Raw genomic sequence first — 21,776 nt, forward strand, 5'->3', positions numbered from 1 at the left:
GTTGCATTGTTTTGATCACTGACCCGACCGTGCCGCCGAATGAGCCTGCCCTAATACATCCTGACTGCTGATCCGCCGGGCATTGACCGTCCCGCCAGGCGTGAAGCTGTGCCGGCGCCGCCATACCTGCAATTGCACCGTTTTGCGCCGAGCGCCAGCTCTGGTCACCACGACTACCCCCGTCCTCCCTTCCCTGCGCGGCCTTTTCACGGGATGCGGCTTTTGACGCAGGGCTGCCTACGCACCGATATACGTCGCCGCCGGTGAAAAGGATGCAGGCCGGGGCGAAAAAAGCCGGATATAACCTCAGACGGAAATTGGGTAACATACCCCCGCATGCCTTTACCCATTCTTCCATGACCGCCAACACTCGGGACATCACGCCGGAAACGCTCACCGTGCTCCTCGAACGCGTCGCCAAAGAGGACGCTGCGGCGCTGCGGGAGCTTTATGACATCGCTGCGCCGAAACTGTTTGGCCTCGCGCTCCGTATATTGAGCAAGCACGAGTGGGCCGAAGAGGTCCTGCAGGACAGCTTCGTCAATATCTGGCGCTTTGCGGGGGACTACCGGCGCGGTTTGTCGGCCCCCATGACATGGATGTCGGCGATCGTACGCAACCGTGCGCTCGACCACCTGCGGCGGGTGAATACGCAGGAAACAGAATGGAGCGACGTGTTGGACGATCTGGTGGCAACAGGGGACCCCGATCCGGAAGCGCTGTCGGCTGTGAGCCTGCAGGCAAGATTGCTGGATGGGTGCATGCAGCAGCTTGAAGCGGCGCAGCGGCAGGCCGTCGCGCTCGCCTATCTGCGCGACCAGAGCCACAGCGAAATCGCCGAAGCCCTGAGCGTGCCGCTCGGCACGGTCAAATCGTGGATCCGGCGCGGCCTGAGCAAGCTCAAAAGCTGCCTGGGGGGTGCGCGATGAATCTGCACCGCTATCCCCAACTGGCCGACCTGCTGGCCGCCGAATATGCGCTCGGCACCTTGCGCGGCGGCGCGCGGCGCCGGCTGCAGCGCTACGCCGAGCACGACGTGGTGATCCGCCGTTTGCTGGAAGAATGGCAGCAGCGCCTCGAGCCGATGGCCGAACTGGTGCCCGCGCGGATGCCGTCCGCGGCAGTCTGGGAGGCCATCGAACAGCGGCTAGGCATTGCCGCAGCCCGGGGCCAGACACCGGAGCGGCCGCCGGTGCCGGCGCAGGCGGCTCCCGCCGCCCGTCCGGCCCGCGGCTGGTTCGACAACCTCGCGTTCTGGCGCGGCTGGGCAATCGGCGCCACGGCACTCGCTGCCATCGCCGTGGTGATGGCCGTACGTTCGTTGCTGCCGTCCGCGACGCTCGCCCCGCAAGGCGCGCCGACGCTCGCGCAGCAACCCGAGGCCGAGGTGTCGCATGTTGCAGTGCTCAACAACAAGGACGCGCAGCCCGTCATGCTGGTGGCGTGGGACGAAGCCCACTCCACCATGACGCTGCACCGGATCGGCGACACCCAGTTGCCGCCCGAACGCGCCATGCAGTTGTGGGGCATCCCGGCGAGCGGCCATCCGGTCTCGCTCGGCATGCTGCCCAACAGCGGCAACGGTAAAATCCAGGCCGCGCAACAGCGGCCGGAAAACTACGCGGCGCTCGCCATCTCGATCGAACCGCCAGGCGGATCGCCGAACCCGAACGGCCCGAGCGGGCCCGTGGTGTTCAGCGGCAAGCTGGTGCCGGTGTCCTGAGTCTGGTCTTTCAATCCGTCGCCTGCTGAAGCCGCGGGCGACGGCCAATTCCCCCTTTACTCTATGCAAAGCTTTTACGAAGCCACCGTGGTTCGACCCGAACGCGCCCGTCTTGCCGGGCGGCGCGCGGCCGACGTCTGCATTGTCGGCGGCGGGCTGGCGGGACTATCGACCGCGCTTGGCCTCGTCGAGCGCGGGGTGCGCGACGTGGTCGTGCTCGAGGCGCAGCAGGTGGGTTTCGGCGCGTCCGGGCGCAACGGCGGCTTCGTGTTCGGCGGCTATAGTCTCGACTGCGCCGATCTGCTGAAAATCCTCGGCCCCGTGCGGGCTCGCGAACTCTATACGCTCACCACCGATGCGGTCGACCTGATGCGCCAGCGCATCGCCCGCTACGGCATAGACTGCGATGCCACCCACGCCGGCGTGATTCTCGCCAACTGGTTCGACGAACCGGCGCGGCTCGAGACGCAGCGCCGCCTGATGCGCGACTCGTTCGGCGTCGACTGGGAGCCGGTCGATGCGGCCACCCTCGCCGCGCAACTGAAAACGCGCCGCTATCACGGTGGCCTGTTCGAGCGCAACGCGTTCCATTTTCATCCGCTCAAGTATGTCGTCGGCGTGGCCGCTGCCGTCGCCGCCGCGGGCGGGCAGATTTACGAGCACTCGCCGGTGCTGCGGCTGCGGCCGCAAGGCAGCGGCTTCCTCGCCGAAACCGCGGACGGCGCGATCGAGGCCCGCCAGGTTGTCATGGCCGGCGGTGGCTACGCACGCAACGTTTACCCGAAGGTGGAGCGCGCGGTGTTGCCGATCGCCACCTACGTGATGGCCACCGAGCCGCTCGGCACGCGCCTCGCAGACGCCATCGACACCGCCGCGGCGATCTACGACACCCGTTTCGCCTTCGACTACTACCGCCCGCTGCCCGACACGCGCATCCTGTGGGGCGGGCGCATCTCCGTGCTGAACCGCGAGCCGCAGGCGATTGCCCGGCTGCTGCGCGGCGACCTGCTGAAGGTCTATCCGCAACTGCGCGACGTGCGCATCGAGCACGCCTGGGGCGGCCTGATGAGCTATGCACGGCACAAGATGCCGCAGATCGGCCGCAGCGCCGACGGCGTCTGGTACGCGGTCGGCTTCGGCGGGCACGGCATGGCGCCCACCACGGTGTCCGGCGAATTGCTGGCGGCCGCCATCTCCGGCGAGCGGCCGGTGCCGGAAGCGTTCGCCAGTTTCGGCCTCACGCCCACCTTCGGCACGCTCGGACTCGCCGCCGCCCAATTGACCTACGCCACCATGCAGGCGCGCGACGCGCTGGCGGCACGCCGCCGCGCCCCGTCCTGAGGCCACACCGGCTGCGCCGCCCGATATCCGGCTGGAAACGCAAACTCGCGCAAACCCGCGCAACCTCGCGCAAAGCCGCACGACACCGCGGTAAAGCGCGAATTTCGCCATGCTAGAATGCGCCGTCATCGCCGCTCGAATACACAATGAAAAAGGGAAGCAAGGCCGCCGCGCCCGATCACTCCGACATCCCGTCCGAACCTCGGCGCAATGACGTCCAAGGTAGCGAGGCGCGACATGGCGACGCCCGCCGTAGCGACGCCCGCCGTAAATACGATCCCGAAGAAACGAAGCGCAACATCCTCGAAGTCGCGACCCAGGAGTTCTCCGCGATGGGGCTGGCCGGCGCGCGCGTCGACGCCATCGCCGAGCGCACCAATACCACCAAGCGCATGCTGTACTACTACTTCGAGAGTAAGGAAGGCTTGTACCAGGCGGTGCTGGAAAAAGTCTACGGCGATATCCGTGCGCTCGAACAGGACCTGCACGTCAGCGAACTCGATCCGGTGGAAGGCATGCGTAAGCTGGTCGAATTCACCTTCGACTATCACGACCGCCATCGCGACTTCGTGCGTCTCATCACCATCGAGAACATTCACGGCGCGAAGTACGTCGAGCAGTTGACGACGTTCAAGAGCCGCAACGCGAGTGCGATTCACACCATCGAAGACCTGCTGGCGCGCGGTGTTGCGAGCGGCCAGTTTCGCAACGACGTGGATGCGATCGACCTGCACCTGCTGATCAGCTCGCTATGCTTTCACCGCGTCGGCAATCGCCATACGTTCGGCACAGCGTTTGGCCGCGATCCGTCGCATCCACGCTTGCGCACACGGCATAGGGCGATGGTGGTGGATGCCGTGCTGCGGTTTCTGCGCACCGCTGACTGACCGGCACACAGCGAGGCGCCGGGCGAGGGCAAGCCAGGTTGGGTTGAGTTGGGAATGCCTGTGGCCCGCCCTCCTCGCACTTTGCACTTCGCATCTCGTATGCGAGCCTCAATCGGCAAGCACGATCCGTTTGATATCGCCGACGATAAAGATGTACGACAGCGCCCCAATCAGCGCAATCACACCGATAAACACCAGTGCGCCGACGAACGAGCCGGTCCACGCCACGATCAATCCCACCGCCAGCGGCGTAATGATGCCCGCCAGATTCGCCGCGAAGTTGAAGATGCCGCCCGTCACGCCGAGCAGGCCGTCCGGTGCGATATCCGACACCAGCGTCCAGCCGAGCGCCGCCATGCCTTGCGCGAAGAACGCCACCGACAGGATCACGATCACCGTCACGTTGCTCTCTACGTAGTTGGCGAGAATGATGGTCGACGCGAGCAGCAGGCCGGCGATGATCGGCAGCTTGCGCGCCACGTTGGCCGAGACGCCGCGCCGCAGCAGCCAGTCGGAGAACGTGCCGCCGAACATCACGCCGATCGACGCCGCAATAAACGGCATGATCGCGAAGAAGCCGATCTTGAGCCAGGCCATATGACGCTCGGTGGCCAGATAGGTCGGGAACCAGGTCAGGAAGAACACCAGCGTCGAATTGCCGGCAAACTGGCCGAGACAGATGCCGGTGAGCTGGCGGTGCTTGAGCAGTTGGCCGATGGTGCGCCATTCGAAGCCGCCCGGCTTGGGCGCCTGCCTGGAAATTCCGCTTTCCGCCTGCGGCTCGCCTGCGTTCTGCTTACGATGCGTCAGACCGCCGCCCGCTTCAATGTAATCGAGCTCCGCCGCATTCGCAGCCGGATGGTCGCGCGGCTCGCGATAGCAGATCCACCAGATCACGCCGAATACCAGCCCCACACCGCCTACTACGTAGAACAGCGAACGCCAGCCAAACGCACCCATCAGCGCGAACAGGAAAGGACTGAAAAACGCGAGGCCGATGTATTCGCCGACGGTATAAGTGCCCGTTGCCATGGCCCGCTCGTTTTGCGGAAACCATGTCGCCACGACGCGGCTATTGGTCGGGAAGCACGGCGACTCCGCCACGCCAAGGCCGAGCCGGAATGCCAGCAGCGGCGCGATGCCATGCACCAGCCCTTGCGCGAGCGTACACAACGACCAGAACGTCATCGACAGAAAATACGTCACCTTGCTGCCGAAGCGGTCGAGAAACAGGCCACCCGGAATCTGCGAGGCGACATAGCTCCACGAGAACACCGAGAAGATCAGGCCCATCAACGCGGCGTTGATGCCCAGCTCCCTGGTCAACTGCGGCGCGGCAATGCCGAGCACGGTGCGGTCGAGATAGTTGATCATGGTGCCGATCGCCAGCAGCCCGAGAATCCGGTAACGGACCCTCGTGCGGCGCACGCCGGTTGCAGACGCGCCTGATTGCAGCGGCGGCGGCTCCGGCAAATCGGATTGGGTCGGGTGAATCGGTTGCGGCATGTCTGTCTCCTCTGATCCCATGCAAAGCCGGGTTTTATTGGATGTGCTGCATAGCCCTTCGGTGCAGCTCGTTGCCCTTCGATGTCCGTCTATGGCCTGGGCAGCAGCGACTGGAAATGCGCGAACATCCGCTCGGCGTCCGGTTCCAGTCCGGTAAAAATGCGAAACGCGTCCACCGCCTGATAGACCGCCATGCCGCCTCCGCTCAGCGTGCGGCAACCCAATGCCTCGGCCGCCTGCAGCAACGCGGTGCGAATCGGGAAGTAGACGATATCGGCAACCCATAGCCCGCCATGCAGCAACTCCGCCGGCAACGGCAAGCCGGGCAGCTTCGCCATGCCGGTGGGCGTGGCGTGAATCAGGCCATGCGCCTGAGCGAGCGCATCGGCCAGCGAGTCGGCCTGCGCCCCTCCCGCGCGCACTGTCGCGGAAGGAAAACGCTGTTGCAGTTCGGCCGCGAGTTGGGATGCGCGAGTGTCGTCCACATCGAATAGCGTCAGCGTTTGCACGCCCATCGTCAGCGCCGCATGTGCAACGGCCGCGCCCGCACCGCCGGCGCCTAGCTGCACCACGCGTTCAAGCGGCGCACCCGGCAAGCCGCGCCGGAAGGCTCGCGCAAAGCCGGACCAGTCGGTGTTGTGACCAATCCGCTTGCCGTCTTTCAACAGCACCGTGTTGACGGCGCCCAGGGCGCGCGCGTCGGCAGACAGTTCGTCGAGCAGCGGAATGATCTGCTGCTTGCACGGGTAGGTGACGTTCAGGCCGTTGTAGCCCATCCTTTCGGCCGCAACCAGAATCTCCGGCAAGGCGCTCGCATCGAGCTTGAGCGCTTCCAGGTCGATGCGGCGGTAGACATACTGCAGGCCGAGCTGCCTGCCCTCTTCCTCGTGCATGGCAGGCGTCAGCGAGCCGCCGATACCCGCGCCGATCAACCCGACCAGATACGATTGCTTGTCAGCAGGAGTCGTCATTTCGCACTCCTCGCTTTCAGGATGGTTGCCATGCGCTCCAGAGCCAGCACATAGCCCTGCGTGCCGCAACCAATAATCACCGCCTCGGCCAGCGCCGACACATACGAGTGGTGCCGGAAAGCTTCGCGCCGGTGCACGTTGGAGATATGCACCTCGATCACCGGCTTGCCGATCGCACTCAACGCGTCGGCAAGCGCCACGGAAGTATGCGTGTACGCCGCCGGATTGATCACCACGCCATCTACCCTGGTGCGGGCCGCGTGCAGCCAGTCGATCAGTTGATGCTCGGCATTCGACTGCTGGAAATCCAGCGCAAGGTCGAGGCGTTGCGCAGCCTCGCGGCACATCCGTGCGACGTCGTCGAGCGTCTCGGAACCGTAGATGGCCGGCTCGCGCGTGCCGAGCAGGTTGAGATTGGGTCCGTTCAGGACCAGCACTGAGGCAAAGCTCATTACAGAGACTCCATGAAATTCAGGCGCGGGTGGTGCGGCGCAATACTGCCGCGCGGTACTGCCGATAAGCGGCCGCTTTTCCCCACTGTGGCACTAGTGTGCGCCAGAACGAGTGCCTGGGTCTTTTGGGGTTTTCGCTAATTTGTACGATCTAGTTAGTTTGTATAGAATCGCCAAAAATCGAGCTAATGTGGCGGAAACTGCCCATACGTTCGACGCTTCAAGGTAACCGGATGGACCATTCCGCAGCGCCATCAGCCGCCGCCGACGCTTTACAGGCGAGGTTCGGGCCCCGCTTCGGGCCGCGCCCTGGGCCCCGTCTACCGCCTCTTTTTTCTTGCCCGCAGGAGCCGTCATGCAACGTTCGATTGCCACCGTGTCGATTAGCGGAACTCTGGTCGAGAAGCTGACCGCTATCCAGGCGGCCGGTTTCGACGGCGTCGAGATCTTCGAGAACGACCTGCTCTATTTCGACGGTTCCCCCGCCGATGTGCGCCGCATAGCCGCCGATCTGGGCCTGAAGATCATGCTGTTCCAGCCGTTTCGCGACTTCGAGGGAGTCAGCGCCGAGCGGCTCGCGCGCAATCTGGAACGCGTCAAGCGCAAGTTCGACCTGATGCATGAGCTGGGCACCGACCGCCTGCTGGTTTGCAGCAACGTGGCGGCCGATACGCTGCGCGACGACGCGCTGATCGTCGAGCAGTTGGGCGCGCTGGCGCTGGCGGCGCAGCGGGCGGGCGTAATTGCGGGCTATGAGGCATTGGCGTGGGGACGTCACGTGAATTCCTACCGGCACGCGTGGCGGCTGGTGAATGAAGTGAATCACCCGAACCTCGGCATCGTGCTCGACAGCTTCCACACCTTGTCGATCGACGACCCGCTCGACGAGATCGCCAGCATCCCCGGCGAGCGCATCGCTTTCGTGCAGATTGCCGACGCGCCAAAGCTGGCGATGGACGTGCTCGAATGGAGCCGTCACTACCGCTGCTTTCCGGGCCAGGGCGATTTCGATCTGGCTGGCTTCACCGCCCGCGTGGTCGAAACCGGCTACCAAGGGCCACTCTCGCTGGAAATTTTCAACGACGGCTTTCGCGCGGCGCCGACGGCCGCCACGGCGGCGGACGGGCATCGTTCGCTGCTGTTTCTCGAAGAGCAGACCCGCAACAAGCTGAACCAGCAGGGCCAGCCGGCCGCGCAGCTCTACCGGCCGTCTCCGGCGCCCGCGCATGTGGGCTTTCAGTTCCTCGAATTCGCCGTCGACGACGCGGCGCGCACCCAGCTCGCCGACTGGCTCGGCAAGCTCGGTTTCCAGCGTGCCGGACAGCATCGTTCGAAAGAGGTGACGCTGTATCAGCACGGCGCCGCGTCAATCGTGCTGAACGCCGAAACGGACTCGTTCGCCAGCGCGTTTTTTCAGCAGCACGGGCTGTCGTTGTGCGCCTCGGCACTGCGTGTGGACGATGCGAAGCGCGCCTTCGAGCGCGCGGCGGGCTTTGGCTATGCGCCGTTCTCGGGTCAGGTGGGGCCGAACGAGCGCGTGCTGCCGGCGGTGCGCGCGCCGGACGGCAGCCTGAACTACTTCGTCGACGAAACGCCCAACGCGCCCACGCTGTTCGAAGCCGATTTCCTGCTGAACGACACTCGCTCACAGCATGCACCGGCGTTACTGAGCGAGATCGATCATGTGGTCCTCTCGCTGCCCGCCGACGCGCTGGATACGTGGGTGCTGTTCTTCCGCACGGCGTTGGGCTTCGAAGCCGAGCCGAGCTGGCTGGTGCCGGATCCCTACGGGCTGATGCGCAGCCGGGCGCTGCGCAGCCGCGACGGCTCGGTGCGCATTGCGTTGAACGCGTCGCTCGACCGGCACACGGCCGTAGCCGAGGCGCTGCAGACCTATCGCGGCTCCGGCCTGAATCACGTCGCCTTCCGCACTGGCGACATCTTCTCGGCAATTCCGCAATTCGTCGCCGCCGGTCTGCCGATCCTGCCCATCCCGCGCAATTACTACGACGACCTGGCGGCCCGCTACGCGCTGTCCGACGAGACGATCGAAGCATTGCGCGTGCGCAACATCCTTTATGACCGCGACGAGCACGGCGGCGAGTTTTTCCATGCCTACACGACCCAGCTCGATCAGCGCTTCTTCCTGGAGATCGTCGAACGCCGCGGCGGCTACGACGGTTATGGCGCAGGCAACGCCGCCGTCCGGCTGGCCGCTCAGGCGCAGCACCGCAAGCACAGCATCAACTAGTCGTTTGCATTGTTTGAGCAGTAACGGGCCGGAATAAGGCCTCGATAAAAACTACCAATTTACCTTGGCGATCTTTTCAACAACGAAGGAGACTGCAGATGAAGCAATCAGGCGGTAAATTCACCAAACTCGCATTTACGGCCAGCGCGGCCCTGCTCGCCAGCCCGGCTTTCGCGCAAAGCAGCGTCACGCTGTATGGGGCGGTGGACGACGCCATCGTCTATGCCAATAACCAGAAGGGCGCCTCGAACACCTATCTGCGCCAGGGCAACCTGTACGCATCGAAGTGGGGCCTGCGCGGCACGGAGGACATTGGCGGCGGCACCAGCGTGATCTTCGATCTGCAGAACGGTTTCGATCCGAATACCGGCGCGCTCTCGTCGGCCAGCCAGATATTCAATCGTCAAGCGTATGTTGGCGTGCAAAATCCCGTCTACGGTACCTTCACGATGGGCCGCCAGTACACGCCCTACTACCTGTTCGTCGGGCCGCTCGCCTCCAGCAACTGGCTGACCGGCGCAACGGGCGCACACCCGGGCGATATCGACGGGCTCGACACCACGATCCGCATCAACAATTCGCTGCAGTTCACCACGCCGAACTGGAACGGCCTGCAGGCGAGCGGCATGTATGCGCTCGGCGGCATTGCCGGCAGCACCGGCAAGGGCGAGACCATCAGCGCGGGCGTGCGCTACGCCATCGGCACGGTCAACCTCGCCGCCGGTTACCTGCGCATGGACAACGCGCAGCAGACGAGCGGCTTCGATTCGGCCTCCACGGGCAGCTTCGGAACCTCCTCGCTGAATACCGGTTACGTGTCGGCGAAGGCGCTCCAGCACATCGCCGCGGCGGCCGACTACACGATCGGCAACCTGATGATGGGCCTCACGTACTCGAACGTTCAGTACATCGCAGGCAGCCAGTCGATTTTTCACGACACGGCTATTTTCAACACTTACGCGGCGCTTGCGAGCTACCGGTTCACACCGGCTTTCGATGTTGCCGGTGCGTTCTCGTACACGCTGGCGTCGCAGGCCAACGGCATCACCAGCGCCGCGCGCTACCAGCAGTACTCGCTGAAACAGGCCTATCACCTGTCCAAGCGCACCACCCTGTATGCGCTGGAGGCTTATCAGCGCGCCAGCGGCGACACGCTCGGCGCGAAGGGTGCCGGCAATATCGTGGAAGCGACGCCGGCGGTCGGCGACTCGCAAAACTCGACGCCGTCGTCGACGAATTCGCAGTTCGTCGGCATGCTGGGGATCGCGGTGACGTTCTAGGCGCGGCGTCCCCATCTCCGAGGCACGCTTCTTGCGCCGATATAATCGCGTTTTGATGCGCCATCCGGCGCGGCGCGCGGTCTGCGGCCGCCGCCCGTCTGGCGCCGGCCGCATGCCGCTGGCCGCACGCCGCCAGTTGCATGCGGCAAGAACCGATACATCTGGAGACCTATGAAGAAGCTTGCCGTAGCCCTGTCCGTTCCCCTGCTGTTCAGCGCCTGCGCGTATTTCCAGAACCCGGATTCGGGCGAGCCCGTGATCGACGGCGACACGCAGCGCCCGGTCAACGACGTGGTGGCGTGCATGACCCAGGAAGCCGCCAAACATCACGCCACCTTCAAGACCACCCCGCTGCCGGAAGGCCAGATGCTCGATTTCGGCGACTCGAACGTCGTCAAGATCCGCGCTGACAACGGCGCGACCACCTACCGCTTTTACGCCGGCAAGCGCCACGTCGACAATCTCTGGATTGAGGGCGCGAGCAAGATTTGCGCACCCTGACGTAAGCCTTGGTAATCAGCTCCGGATAAAAAGTTACAAAAGTCGGCGGACTCAGGTCCGAGTCTTAAGAATCGTTTAAGACTTGGGCCCCATGATCCACCGGACAACGAAAAGCCGGAGGTAGGTACCATGAACATGACTGATCGCGACGCGAACCACACGGCCGTGCCGGCCAAGCGCCCGACCATGCTGCGCCGGCTGCTCAGCCACCACGAACTCGCCACGCTCCTGCTGTTGCTGCATGCGCCGATCGACGCGTTCGCCAAGCCTGAAATCCCGATGCTGCACGAAGCCGGCCTCGTCGAAACGGTGGCGAGCGAAGCCGGTGCGCCGAGCATCCGCCTGACGCCGGAAGGCAATGCCGTACTGCGCGGCCTGGGTATCCGCTAACCCGGCCAGCCGCCGGCCTGACGGCCATTCTGGCCGCAAAACCCGCTCATCAAGCCTGCCACACCGCGTAACCCGCTTCACGCAAGCCGATCCCCAGTTCCACCTCCATGTCCCGCGCACCATCATAGGGCATCGGATTGAACACCTCATACAGCTCCGGCATCAGCCGCAGGCCATAGTCGCGCACATAGCGATTCGCCTGAATATCGGCCTTATGCCGGTCGAAGCGCAGGTCCGGGTCCAGTCCCGTCATCCCCACATACACGCATGGCCGCTCGAACCGGTAGTCCGGATTGGCGCGGCGAAAACGCCCCTCGTTCCAGACCTTGTCCGACAACTCGACGACGTAGACGTAATAGTGAGACTCGGGCGACGGCTTGCCATGCAGTGCTAGCGTTTGTTTGGCGGTGTTGATTGGGCGTGTTAATCGGCCATCCTGGTGGGCCACCGTGATCGGCCACCTCGGCTGGCCACCCTCATTGGCCACCTGGTTGGCCACATTAGCTGGCCGCGGTCCCATGCAGCAGCATGCGGTATTCGGTCGGCGTGATGCCGACGGTCGCCTTGAACTGCCGGGTGAACGCGCTGTGATCCGTATAACCGCAAAGAGCAGCGACGTCCGTGACCTTGTCGTGCGACACCAGCAGCGCGGTTGCTGCATCCAGGCGCGTTTTCAGCAGCACCTGGCGCGGCGTGAGATGAAACACCTTATGAAAGTAGCGCTCGAGCTGCGCCACCGACATATCCGCCATTGCCGCCAGCTGCTTCAGATTCAGCGGCTGCACGTAATTGTCCTGAATGTACTGCACCACCGCCGCGAGCCGGCTATAGGCGGGATGGCTGCCCTCGTCCGCTTTCAGATCGCGCGAAATTCCGGCCAGGCCCACCACCTGCCCCGCCGGATCGCGCAGCGGCTGCTTGCAGGTCAGGCACCAGCCGGGTTGCCGCCCGGGATAGAGATGCAGCTCCAGTTGGTCGACCATCTGGTTGCCGACATGGATGATCGCCTTGTCCTGCGCCGTGTAGATGCGCCCGAAGCGGCGCGGGAAAACATCCTCGGCGGTCCTGCCGAGCAGCGCCGCCTTGTCCTTGTAGCCGCAGCGCGAGGCCAACGTGCGGTTCACCAGCGCGTAGCGGGCGTGAGCATCCTTGACGAAAAACACCACGTCCGGCATCGCATCGAAGACCGGTTCGAGCAGCGTGAAATGCGAAAGCATGCCCGTCAGCGTGGCGTCGGCCGAATCGGCTGGATGGGCCAGGTCGTGCGGGTGAGCCAGCGTGTTCATCTTGCGTGTCCCGTGCATCCGGTGCAGTGATGGTGTGCGGTCGATTATAGGGCCGCGTGCGGCGACGAAGAAATCAGTGGCACGCGCTCACTGCGCCTGCGCCGGGCTGGCTTCGCCAGCCGCGATCAGCGTGGCGATCTGCGCCGGATGGAACGGCGGACGCGGCTGCGCCGCCGGCCAGCCGAAATAGGTGCTGGCCGCCGCCCCGCAGATGCGCCCCTGGCATGCGCCCATGCCGCAGCGGGTGTGCAGTTTGGCGTCGCGCCAATGCGAATGCGCCTGCACTTCTGCGATCGTCACGTCTTCGCAACGGCACAGCAGTGTGTCCGCGGGTGGCAACGCCCGGGCCGCGTCACCCAGCGCAAACGCGGTCTCGACGCGCTGTGCAAAACGCTGCCAGCGCGAGCGTTGCGCGCGCAACGCGGTCAAATCGTGGGTTGCGCCGCTCGCCACCCATCCCGCCATTTCGCCTTCGGCGCGCGCCAGCTCCATCCCGCCGATGCCCGTGCATTCCCCCGCGGCCAGCACACCCTCAACCGAGGTTCGCTGCGTGTCGTCCACGCGCACGGCACCGCGTTCGTCGAGCGCGCATCCGAGTGCTTGCGCAAGCGTTACGTTCGGCACCAGGCCATAGCCGCAGGCAACGCGCTCGCAAGCGAGCGTCACCTCACGACCGCCGCGCAGGATCGTCACCTCTTCGACCCGGCCGGCGCCGCGCGCCTCGCGCACGAAACTGCCGCTCCAGTAACGCAGTCCAACGAATCCGCGTGTCAACTGCGCCGCCTGTACCAGCTTCGAAGGTGTCGCCGCGAGCGATGCGGTGAAGCGCGCCAGCGCGGCCGCCGGGGCCTGCTCGACCACCGCGGCTACCTCGGCCCCAGCCGCGCGCGCGGTGGCGAGCGTTGCCAGCAGCAGCGGCCCGCTACCCGCAATCACAATCCGCTCGCCGCGCACCGGTGTGCCGCCCTTGATCAACGCCTGCAGTGCACCCGCCCCGGTCACGCCAGGCAGTGTCCAGCCGGCAAACGGCAGCAGCCGTTCACGGGCGCCGGTCGCGAGGATCAGTTGACCATAGCCGATGCAGCTACCGCCGTGCTCCACTGACTCCAGCAGCAACGCTCGCCGCGCCAACGGCGCCACCACGCGCGTCGAAGGCCACACGGTGACGTTCGGAAGCGTCTGCAATGCCGCGTGCAGTTCGCGCAGCGGCGCCTTCGAGGCCTTTCGCGCTTGCCCCGGTCCTAGCCCCGGTCCTTGCCGCCAGATCTGGCCGCCAATGCGCGGGTTGTCGTCGAGCACGGCAACCCGCGCGCCGGATTGCGCAGCGGCACGCGCGGCATTGAGCCCGGCCGGCCCTGCGCCTACCACCACCACGTCATAGTGCCGATTCACGTTCACACCGGCCCCGTCGTCTGAATGACCTGTCCATCGCGGCAGACGGTCTGACAGGCCAGCGCATGCGCGCGGCCGTCGATGGTGACGCGGCACTCCTGGCAGACGCCCATGCCGCACAAGGCGGCGCGCGGCTGTCCGCTCACCGACGTGCGCGTGCCGCGCAACCCCGCCAGCGCCAGCGCGGCCACGACCAGAGTGCCGGCCTCGACCTCCACCGTGCGGGCGTCGATTGTGACCCGGACCCGTTCGCTTGCGCGATGACTAGACATGGCAGGCTCCCAGCGTGAAACGCTGCGGCAGGTACGGCTCCAATGGAATCGGCGCTGCGTCCTCCGTAATTTGCGCGGCGAGCAGTTTCGCCGTGGCAAGCGAGGTGGTCACGCCAAGCCCCTCGTGTCCAACCGCCAGCCACAGACCCGGCACCGTGTCTTTCATGCGGCCGATCAGCGGCAAGCCATCGGGCGTGGCCGCGCGAAAGCCGGTCCACGCGCGAATCCCGTTGAGCGTCGGCAACGCCGGCAGATAGCGCGCAGCCCGTTGCAGCATCTGCGCGAGCACGGACATCTCGACAGCGGGATCGGTCGTGTCGAACTGGCGCGACGAGCCGATCAACAACTGGCCGGTGGGCCGCGGCTGCGCATTGAAGGCCACCGACGTGCCCGTCGCATGATGGGCGCTTTTGATGTAGCCGAGTTCGAGCAGTTGATGTTGAATCAGGCCGGGATAGCGGTCGGTGATCAGCAGATGGCCCTTCTTCGGCTGAAGCGGCAGCGACGGCACCAGCGTCTGCGCTGCAATCCCGTTTGCCACAATCACATGAGCCGCGGCAATACGTTCGCCGTTGGCGAGCGTGACACCTTGCGCATCGACAGCGGCCACTTCCGTTTCGAGCCGCACGCGGATGTTTCCGGCCGCAGGTGATTGCGTCAGCAACCATTCGGCCACAGTCGGTGCGTAGACGATGCTGTCGTGTTCAATACGCAGGCCGCCCGCCATGTCCGCCGCAAGCGCCGGTTCGCAGGCTCGCAGCGCAGCGCTATCGAGCAGTTGCGCGGCCACGCCTCGCGCCGCAAACGCCTCGTGCATGGCGCGGGCCGCTTGCCATTCTTCGTCGTCAGCCGCGACCCACAACGTGCCGCAGCGCGCAAATGCATCGCGCTCGCGCAGTTGCGGTGCGAGCGCGAGCCACAGCTCGCGCGAATAGACGCTCAGCGCGAACTCGGCGGGTGAGTCGTTCATCACGACAATATGCCCCATGCCCGCGGCCGTCGCCCCGCCGCCTATGCCGCGGCGCTCCAGCACCTCCACCCGCATGCCGCACGCAGCCAGCTCCGCCGCGCACGCCGCACCGACAATCCCCGCACCGACGATAAGCACCTCTGCCGTCATGCCGTGCGCAGGCCCCATGCAAACGGATCACGCTCGTCGAAACACAGGCGCCCTTCGGCCATGATGTGTGCGTGTCCGGTGATGGTCGGCACCACGCTCATGCGCTCGCCGCCAGCTTCGTCCACGTGCCGGTAGGTGGCTTCGAACACGCTGCCGATAATGCTCTCCTGGCGCCACACCGCCCCTTCGGCCAGCTTGCCGTCGGCGGCGAGGCACGCCACCTTGGCGCTGGTGCCGGTGCCGCAAGGTGAACGGTCGTAGGCGTTGCCGGGACACAGCACGAAGCTGCGGCTATCGATCCCCTCGCGCGAACCGGCTGCGAACAGCTCGATGTGGTCGATCAGCGCGCCGTCGGCGCCGGTGATCTGCTGCGCAATCAGCGCATCGCGAATCGCCGAGCTGAAGGTGGTCAATTCGGGAATATGGCGCGCTTCGAGCGTGCGGCCATGCTCGGCGACGAGGAAAAACCAGTTGCCACCCCAGGCGATATCGCCCGTCAGCGCACCGTAACCCGGCACATCGACGCTCACCGCCTGGCGGTAACGATAAGCCGGTACGTTGCGCACCGCGACACTGCCGTCCGGATTGAGCGTAGCCTCGACGATGCCGACCGGCGTCTCGATGCGGTGCTGCCCCGGACCGATCCGTCCCATATGAGCGAGCGAAACCACCAGCCCGATCGTGCCGTGACCGCACATACCGAGGTAGCCGACGTTATTGAAAAAGATCACACCGGCCGCGCAATCCGCATGGTCCGGCTCGCACAGCAACGCGCCCACCACCACGTCCGAACCGCGCGGCTCGGTGACGATGCCGGCGCGCCAGTCGTCGAAACGCGTGCGGAACACCTCGAGCCGCTCGGCCAGCGTCCCGTTGCCGAGATCGGGGCCACCGGACACAACCAGGCGGGTCGGTTCACCACCGGTGTGCGAGTCAATTACGTTTAGGGTTTTCATGCCGCCATCTTAGGAACGCAGGCGCAGCCAGTCTTGGCGTCATTATGCGCAGATTATGACGATTTCAGCATAGTCTCCCACACACGTGACAACGTGCCGGAGCGCTCCCCGCGAGCGGCGCAAGCCACCGTAGGCCAGGTGCAACCGGCTAGCCGCCCATATGCCAGGAAATAACTTCCACGGAGCCGCGAACCGATCAGCAAGAATGTCTTGCCGAAGGCTTATTCAGGCAGCATGTGAGGTTTTTCCGGCGGCATCGCTGCACATCGCCTATGCTGAAATCGTCATCCGGCACGCGCCGATCGCGCAAGACAGCAGCATTTTCCCTGCTTACACTGCGAGCCATTCATCACACTCAGGAGAGAAGCTGTGGCACACATCTGGGAAGGCGTATTGCCTGCAGTCACCACCAAGTTCAACGCGGATTTCAGCATAGACCGTGCGTGGACCGGGAAAAATATCGAAGCGCAGATCGATGCGGGCGTGGACGGGATCATCGTGTGCGGCTCCCTCGGCGAAGCCTCGACGCTCTCTCTCGACGAAAAACTGGAAGTGCTCGATATCGCAGTGGACGCCGCCAGGGGGCGTGTGCCGGTGCTGCTGACGATCGCTGAAAACAGCACGCTCGACGCATGCCGTCAGGCCGAGGCCGGCGTGAAGCACGGCGCGGCGGGTTATATGGTGTTGCCGGGCCTGCGCTACCTGTCGGACCGCCGCGAGACGCTGCAGCATTTCCGTAGCGTGGCCGACGCCAGCGCCTTGCCGCTGATGATCTACAACAACCCGATCGCGTACGGTGTGGATACGACGCCGGAGATGTTCGCTGAGCTGGCCGACGAAAAGAAGATCGTCGCTATCAAGGAATCGTGTGGCGACGTGCGCCGGGTGACGGATCTGATCAACGCAGTCGGCGACCGCTACGCAATCCTGTGCGGCGTCGACAACCTTGCGATGGAAGCGGTCCTGATGGGCGCGCACGGCTGGGTAGCCGGCCTCGTATGCGCATTTCCGCGCGAGACGGTGGCGATCTACAAGCTCATCAAGGCAGGACGTGTGGAAGAGGCCCGCGCGATTTACCGCTGGTTTGCCCCGCTGCTCGCACTCGATGTCTCGCCGAAGCTGGTGCAGAACATCAAGCTCGCCGAAGCGATGGTAGGACTCGGCACGGAGCCGGTGCGGCCGCCGCGTCTGCCGCTCGCCGGCGACGAGCGCAAGGCGGTTGAAGCGCTGATCCGCCATTCGCTCGAAACGCGCCCTGCCTTGCCGCTACTCTGAGCAAGAAGCGCCGGCGGTTTTGGGCGAACCGCGGCGCGGCGCATCTGGGAAAACTGCGCTGGAAGCTCACGCCACCGCAAGACGGGGCCTGGGCGCCTCATTCCTGCTGTGCGCGCCTTCGCGCAGGCTCAGCAAGCGGTAACCGCTCTTATAGACCGGCTGAAGGCGAAAGCCGTTTTGCTGGTCGATCTCGAGCAGCAGGCGCAGGCGCGACACGTGACTGTCGATGGTGCGGGTGAATTCACGGAATTCGCGGCCCCACACCATCGCGAAGATATGATCGCGCGACATCACACGGCCAATGTTCGAGAAGAACAGCGACGCGAGACGGTACTGCGTGCCCGACAACGGCACCGGCACGCCACGCAGCGTGACAAGCTGGCGATGCGCGTCGAAGTGATACGGACCGACATCGAAGCTCGCGACGCTGTGCTGGTCCGGATACGCGCGCCGCAGCAGCGCAGCGACGCGTTCGCGGAACTCCGCGGGACGCACCGGCAACAGCACGTAATCGTCCGCACCGGCGACGAACGCGCGGACCGCGCTGGCCTCCGTGCCGTCGCGCGAAGCGAACATCACCGGCGTGCGGTCCGCACCCACGGCCCGCACCGCTTTCAACACGTCGACACCGGACAGGCGCACGCCGTTCCAGTCGAGTATGAGCAGATCGACAGTCGAACGGGCGAGCGCCTTCGACATGTTCAGTCCGTCGTCATAAGTCACGCAGCTATGGCCCGCTTGTTCCAGGATCTTTTCGATCGACTGGCGCTGCAGGGGGTCGCACTGAAGGATGGCAATACGCATGGGGATAACTCTCAGCTGATAGGTGGTCGGAGGCGATTCTGGGAGTCGTCCTGCCGGCAGCACATAGGAGCAGTCTGAAAAATTACCCACCGGGCGGCCGCTCAGGGTTTTCAGGCACATATGCGTTTTGCATTGGGCCTCTTGCCGCTCGCGTCGTGTGGGGAAACGGCAAACAGGCCTTTGCGCCGTGCCGCCGAAAATCGAACTTGTTCAATCTAATTAAGCACTTCCGGCGGACTTTCCGCTGCGTCGGGTAAAATCCCCGCTTGGCCGACGTTGTCACCGCACCTGCCGTATCCCGGCAGACGCGCCCGTGTTCCGTGCTCTACCCAGCGCCTTCGCACTTCTCGCCCGACAACCGCCGTATTCCACGCGCCAAGCGTGGCTTCTCATTCAATAAAACGACATAGCAATGCAAGCAACAAATCTGGGTGGAGCACAGCAGGCTGTCGCCCCACGCCCCCTCGGCTCAAGCGACTACAAAACGCTCGGCCTCGCCGCCCTTGGCGGCGCGCTGGAGTTCTACGACTTCATCATCTTCGTGTTCTTCGCCCCGGCGATTGGACAACTGTTCTTCCCGCAAGCGATCCCCGACTGGCTGCGCCAGTTGCAGACCTTCGGCATCTTCGCCGCCGGCTATCTGGCGCGGCCGCTCGGCGGCATCATCATGGCCCACTTCGGCGACCTGCTCGGCCGCAAGCGCATGTTCACGCTGAGCGTGCTGCTGATGTCGGTGCCGACGCTGTTGATGGGCCTGCTGCCCACTTACGCCAGCATCGGCCTGCTGGCGCCGGTGCTGCTGCTGGTGCTGCGCGTGCTGCAAGGCGCGGCGGTGGGCGGCGAAGTGCCGGGTGCGTGGGTGTTCGTGTCGGAACACGTGCCGCAACGTCATGTCGGCTATGCCTGCGGCACCCTCACGGCCGGGCTGACGGCGGGCATCCTGCTCGGTTCGCTGGTCGCCTCGGGCGTCAACCGGCATTTCGCGCCGGCGGAAATCACCGCTTTTGCCTGGCGGGTTCCGTTCCTGCTTGGCGGCGTGTTCGGCCTGTTCTCGGTTTACCTGCGCCGCTGGCTGCATGAGACGCCGGTGTTCGCGGATCTGAAGCAACGCAAGTCGCTCGCCGCGGAAATTCCCTTGAAAGCGGTGCTGCGCGACCATGGCCGCGCAGTCGCCGTGTCGATGCTGCTGACGTGGATGCTGTCCGCTGCGATCGTCGTCGTGATCCTGATGACGCCGACGCTGCTGCAAAAGCAATTCCATATCGCCCCCGCCACGGCCCTGCTGGCCAACGGCGTGGCGACGCTGTGCCTGACGCTCGGCTGCGTGGTGGCCGGCTCGATCGCGGGACGCATTGGCGCGGGACGCACGCTGTTTATCGGCGGTTTCGCGCTGGCCGCGTCGTACTACGTGATGTTCGCGCAACTCACCGTCGATCCCGCCAAGCTGCTGCCGCTCTATGCGTTGACGGGGTTCCTCGTCGGCGTGATCGGCGCCGTGCCGTTCGTGATGGTGAAGGCGTTTCCGGCCGCGGTGCGCTTCTCGGGCATCTCGTTCTCGTATAACGTCGCCTACGCCGTGTTCGGCGGCCTCACGCCGGTCGTCGTCTCGCTGATGATGAAGTCCAATCCAATGGCGCCCGCGCTGTATGTCGGCGCCGTGTGCATGGTCGGTGCGCTGACCACCTTCTTCATCAAGGACGCGCAGCAGGGACAAGCGCCGGGCCGCTAATCCGGCCAGGCCACTGAACGGGGTCAACAGCGGGGGCAGCAGCGGGGGGGCAGCAGGCCAGCGGCAGAGCGAATCGAGCCGGCAAATAGTAGACTCGCGCTCGATTCCCCGCTACATCGACACTTCACGCCGCGCCGAAACGTCGGGTGCCAGGCGGGGCTAAGATAGGTCTCATGAAAACGACCACCGCCCCCTTCACCCCCGCCATCGCTCGCCTCGTCGCGACGGTCAGCGTCGGGTTCGTCGTCACGCAGCTCGACGTGACCATCGTCAACATTGCGCTCGCCAGGATCGGCGCAGACCTGCACGCGAGCGTCGCGGGCCTGCAATGGATCGTCGACGCCTACACGCTCGCCTTCGCCGTGCTGATGCTGTCCGCGGGTGTGCTCGGCGACCGGCTCGGCGCACGCCGCATGTATGCCGGCGGCATTGTGATCTTCGCGCTTGCCTCGCTTGCCTGCGGCCTCGCGCTCAACGGCGCGACGCTGGTTGCCGCGCGTGCGCTGCAGGGTATCGGCGCTGCTGCGATGCTGCCGAACTCGCTGGCCCTGCTCAACCAGGCGTGCGGGCACGATCCGAAACTGCGGGCGCGCGCCGTGGGTCTGTGGACCGCCGCCGGCGCGATTTCGATTGCGGCCGGTCCGGTGGTCGGCGGCCTGCTGATCGCCGCCTTCGGCTGGCGCAGCATCTTTCTCGTGAATCTGCCGTTGTGCGCGGCCGGCCTGCTCGCCACCTTTGCGTACGTTCCCTCGCCTCGCGCGGCCCAGGCGCCGGCAGCCGCCGCACAACCGCCGCGCAGCATCGACCTGGTGGGTCAGTGTCTTGCCATCGTTGCGCTGACCGCCTTTACCGGCGCCGTGATCGAATGGCGTCCACTGGGCTTCACCAATCCGCTCGTTGCGGGCGGCTTTGCGCTTGCGCTCATCGCAGGAATCGCCTTCGTGATAAGCGAAGCCCGCGTCGCCGCACCGATGCTGCCACTGTCGCTGTTCCGCAAGCGCACGTTCAGCGCAGCCGTGCTGTTCGGTATCTGCGTGAACCTGACGTACTACGGCATGGTGTTCGTGTTGAGCCTCTATCTGCAGCGCGTGCGTGGCTACACGCCGTTGCAGGCCGGCCTTGCATTCCTGCCGCTGACGGGTGGATTCCTGGTCTCGAACGTGCTGAGTGGATGGGTGGTCGGACACTACGGCGTGCGGGTGCCGATGATCTGCGGCGCAATCACCGCTGGCCTCGGCTATGGGCTGCTGCATCTGGTGGACGCAACCACGCCGCTGATCGGACTGCTGCTGCCGTTCCTGCTGATTCCGTCCGGCATGGGTCTGGCAGTGCCGGCCATGACCACCGCTGTGCTGGCGTCGGTCGAACGGCAACGCGCCGGCACGGCCTCCGCGGTCCTGAACACCGCCCGGCAAGCGGGTGGCGCCGTGGGCGTGGCAGCGTTCGGCGCGCTGGTGAGCGGAGCGGGCGCCGCGCATATCGTGTTCGGCATGCAGGCGGCCACGGCGATTTCCGCGGGTCTGCTGCTTACGGCGCTGGTGCTGGCGTGCCTCGTCCATCCGGAGCCGCATGCGCAGCAACAACATGAAGAGGCCACGAAGCGTCCGCGCAACGCTGTGCGAGCCACTGAACGCAGCTAG

At 65.2% G+C, this 21,776-nt stretch carries 21 protein-coding genes; 11 read left to right on the forward strand and 10 right to left on the reverse strand.

From position 1 onward, the window contains the following. Window positions 1-356: 356 nt before the first annotated feature. From FFS45_RS00365 to FFS45_RS00380, 4 genes are all read left to right on the forward strand, one after another. A complete protein-coding gene (locus FFS45_RS00365) occupies window positions 357-929 on the forward strand; it encodes a sigma-70 family RNA polymerase sigma factor (protein ID WP_137953063.1) in 573 nt (190 codons plus the stop codon). After that, window positions 926-1,723, forward strand: a complete 798-nt coding sequence (locus FFS45_RS00370; RefSeq protein WP_137952714.1) for an anti-sigma factor — start codon at window positions 926-928, stop codon at window positions 1,721-1,723. The genes FFS45_RS00365 and FFS45_RS00370 overlap by 4 nt, the downstream gene beginning before the upstream one ends. Window positions 1,724-1,786: 63 nt before the next feature. Continuing rightward, window positions 1,787-3,064: an FAD-binding oxidoreductase gene (locus FFS45_RS00375; RefSeq protein WP_137952715.1), complete on the forward strand. Its 1,278-nt coding sequence runs from the start codon at window positions 1,787-1,789 to the stop codon at window positions 3,062-3,064. 146 nt (window positions 3,065-3,210) lie between these two features. Further along, window positions 3,211-3,951, forward strand: a complete 741-nt coding sequence (locus FFS45_RS00380; RefSeq protein WP_137952716.1) for a TetR family transcriptional regulator — start codon at window positions 3,211-3,213, stop codon at window positions 3,949-3,951. Between the two features lie 108 nt (window positions 3,952-4,059). On the opposite strand, the gene FFS45_RS00385 is transcribed toward FFS45_RS00380, so the two are convergent. From FFS45_RS00385 to aroQ, 3 genes are all read right to left on the reverse strand, one after another. Continuing rightward, on the reverse strand, window positions 4,060-5,457 hold the full coding sequence (locus FFS45_RS00385; protein ID WP_171029526.1) for an MFS transporter: 1,398 nt from the start codon (window positions 5,455-5,457) through the stop codon (window positions 4,060-4,062). Window positions 5,458-5,546: 89 nt separating this feature from the next. Further along, a complete protein-coding gene (locus FFS45_RS00390; protein WP_137952717.1) occupies window positions 5,547-6,428 on the reverse strand; it encodes a shikimate dehydrogenase in 882 nt (293 codons plus the stop codon). Further along, a complete protein-coding gene (aroQ, locus tag FFS45_RS00395; RefSeq protein WP_137952718.1) occupies window positions 6,425-6,880 on the reverse strand; it encodes a type II 3-dehydroquinate dehydratase in 456 nt (151 codons plus the stop codon). The genes FFS45_RS00390 and aroQ overlap by 4 nt, the downstream gene beginning before the upstream one ends. A 355-nt stretch (window positions 6,881-7,235) precedes the next feature. Between aroQ and FFS45_RS00400 the strand changes: the two genes are divergently transcribed. From FFS45_RS00400 to FFS45_RS00415, 4 genes are all read left to right on the forward strand, one after another. Next, entirely contained in the window at window positions 7,236-9,131 is a 1,896-nt protein-coding gene (locus FFS45_RS00400; RefSeq protein ID WP_137952719.1) for a sugar phosphate isomerase/epimerase and 4-hydroxyphenylpyruvate domain-containing protein, read from the forward strand. A gap of 98 nt (window positions 9,132-9,229) precedes the next feature. Then, a complete protein-coding gene (locus FFS45_RS00405) occupies window positions 9,230-10,411 on the forward strand; it encodes a porin (RefSeq protein ID WP_137952720.1) in 1,182 nt (393 codons plus the stop codon). 171 nt (window positions 10,412-10,582) lie between these two features. After that, on the forward strand, window positions 10,583-10,912 hold the full coding sequence (locus FFS45_RS00410; protein WP_137952721.1) for a hypothetical protein: 330 nt from the start codon (window positions 10,583-10,585) through the stop codon (window positions 10,910-10,912). 135 nt (window positions 10,913-11,047) lie between these two features. After that, window positions 11,048-11,302: a hypothetical protein gene (locus FFS45_RS00415; protein WP_137953065.1), complete on the forward strand. Its 255-nt coding sequence runs from the start codon at window positions 11,048-11,050 to the stop codon at window positions 11,300-11,302. A gap of 49 nt (window positions 11,303-11,351) precedes the next feature. Here FFS45_RS00415 and FFS45_RS00420 read toward each other — a convergent pair whose 3' ends face one another. From FFS45_RS00420 to FFS45_RS00445, 6 genes are all read right to left on the reverse strand, one after another. Beyond that, window positions 11,352-11,690, reverse strand: a complete 339-nt coding sequence (locus FFS45_RS00420) for a hypothetical protein (protein ID WP_137953066.1) — start codon at window positions 11,688-11,690, stop codon at window positions 11,352-11,354. A 112-nt stretch (window positions 11,691-11,802) separates the two neighbouring features. Continuing rightward, window positions 11,803-12,588 (reverse strand): AraC family transcriptional regulator, encoded by a 786-nt coding sequence (locus FFS45_RS00425; RefSeq protein WP_137952722.1) that lies wholly within the window; start codon window positions 12,586-12,588, stop codon window positions 11,803-11,805. 87 nt (window positions 12,589-12,675) lie between these two features. Beyond that, window positions 12,676-13,980 carry an FAD-dependent oxidoreductase gene (locus tag FFS45_RS00430; protein WP_137952723.1) on the reverse strand — a complete coding sequence of 435 codons (1,305 nt, stop codon included), beginning with the start codon at window positions 13,978-13,980 and terminating at the stop codon, window positions 12,676-12,678. A 2-nt stretch (window positions 13,981-13,982) separates the two neighbouring features. Further along, on the reverse strand, window positions 13,983-14,252 hold the full coding sequence (locus tag FFS45_RS00435) for a (2Fe-2S)-binding protein (RefSeq protein ID WP_137952724.1): 270 nt from the start codon (window positions 14,250-14,252) through the stop codon (window positions 13,983-13,985). Then, on the reverse strand, window positions 14,245-15,372 hold the full coding sequence (locus FFS45_RS00440; RefSeq protein WP_137952725.1) for an FAD-binding oxidoreductase: 1,128 nt from the start codon (window positions 15,370-15,372) through the stop codon (window positions 14,245-14,247). Before FFS45_RS00440 ends, FFS45_RS00435 begins: the two co-directional genes overlap by 8 nt. Continuing rightward, window positions 15,369-16,328, reverse strand: a complete 960-nt coding sequence (locus FFS45_RS00445) for a 4-hydroxyproline epimerase (RefSeq protein ID WP_137952726.1) — start codon at window positions 16,326-16,328, stop codon at window positions 15,369-15,371. The genes FFS45_RS00440 and FFS45_RS00445 overlap by 4 nt, the downstream gene beginning before the upstream one ends. Window positions 16,329-16,697: 369 nt before the next feature. On the opposite strand from FFS45_RS00445, the gene FFS45_RS00450 reads away from it, so the two are divergent. Next, window positions 16,698-17,603: a dihydrodipicolinate synthase family protein gene (locus FFS45_RS00450; RefSeq protein WP_137952727.1), complete on the forward strand. Its 906-nt coding sequence runs from the start codon at window positions 16,698-16,700 to the stop codon at window positions 17,601-17,603. Window positions 17,604-17,669: 66 nt separating this feature from the next. On the opposite strand, the gene FFS45_RS00455 is transcribed toward FFS45_RS00450, so the two are convergent. Continuing rightward, window positions 17,670-18,407: a response regulator transcription factor gene (locus FFS45_RS00455; protein ID WP_137952728.1), complete on the reverse strand. Its 738-nt coding sequence runs from the start codon at window positions 18,405-18,407 to the stop codon at window positions 17,670-17,672. 412 nt (window positions 18,408-18,819) lie between these two features. On the opposite strand from FFS45_RS00455, the gene FFS45_RS00460 reads away from it, so the two are divergent. Both FFS45_RS00460 and FFS45_RS00465 read left to right on the forward strand, forming a co-directional pair. After that, the gene (locus FFS45_RS00460; protein ID WP_137952729.1) at window positions 18,820-20,136 is read left to right on the forward strand and encodes an MFS transporter; all 1,317 of its coding nucleotides are present in this window, start codon (window positions 18,820-18,822) and stop codon (window positions 20,134-20,136) included. Window positions 20,137-20,309: 173 nt separating this feature from the next. Continuing rightward, complete coding sequence (locus FFS45_RS00465) at window positions 20,310-21,776, forward strand: MFS transporter (protein WP_137952730.1); 1,467 nt, start codon at window positions 20,310-20,312, stop codon at window positions 21,774-21,776.

The sequence above is a fragment of the Burkholderia sp. 4M9327F10 genome, assembly GCF_005503145.1.
In the GTDB taxonomy this organism is placed as follows: domain Bacteria; phylum Pseudomonadota; class Gammaproteobacteria; order Burkholderiales; family Burkholderiaceae; genus Paraburkholderia.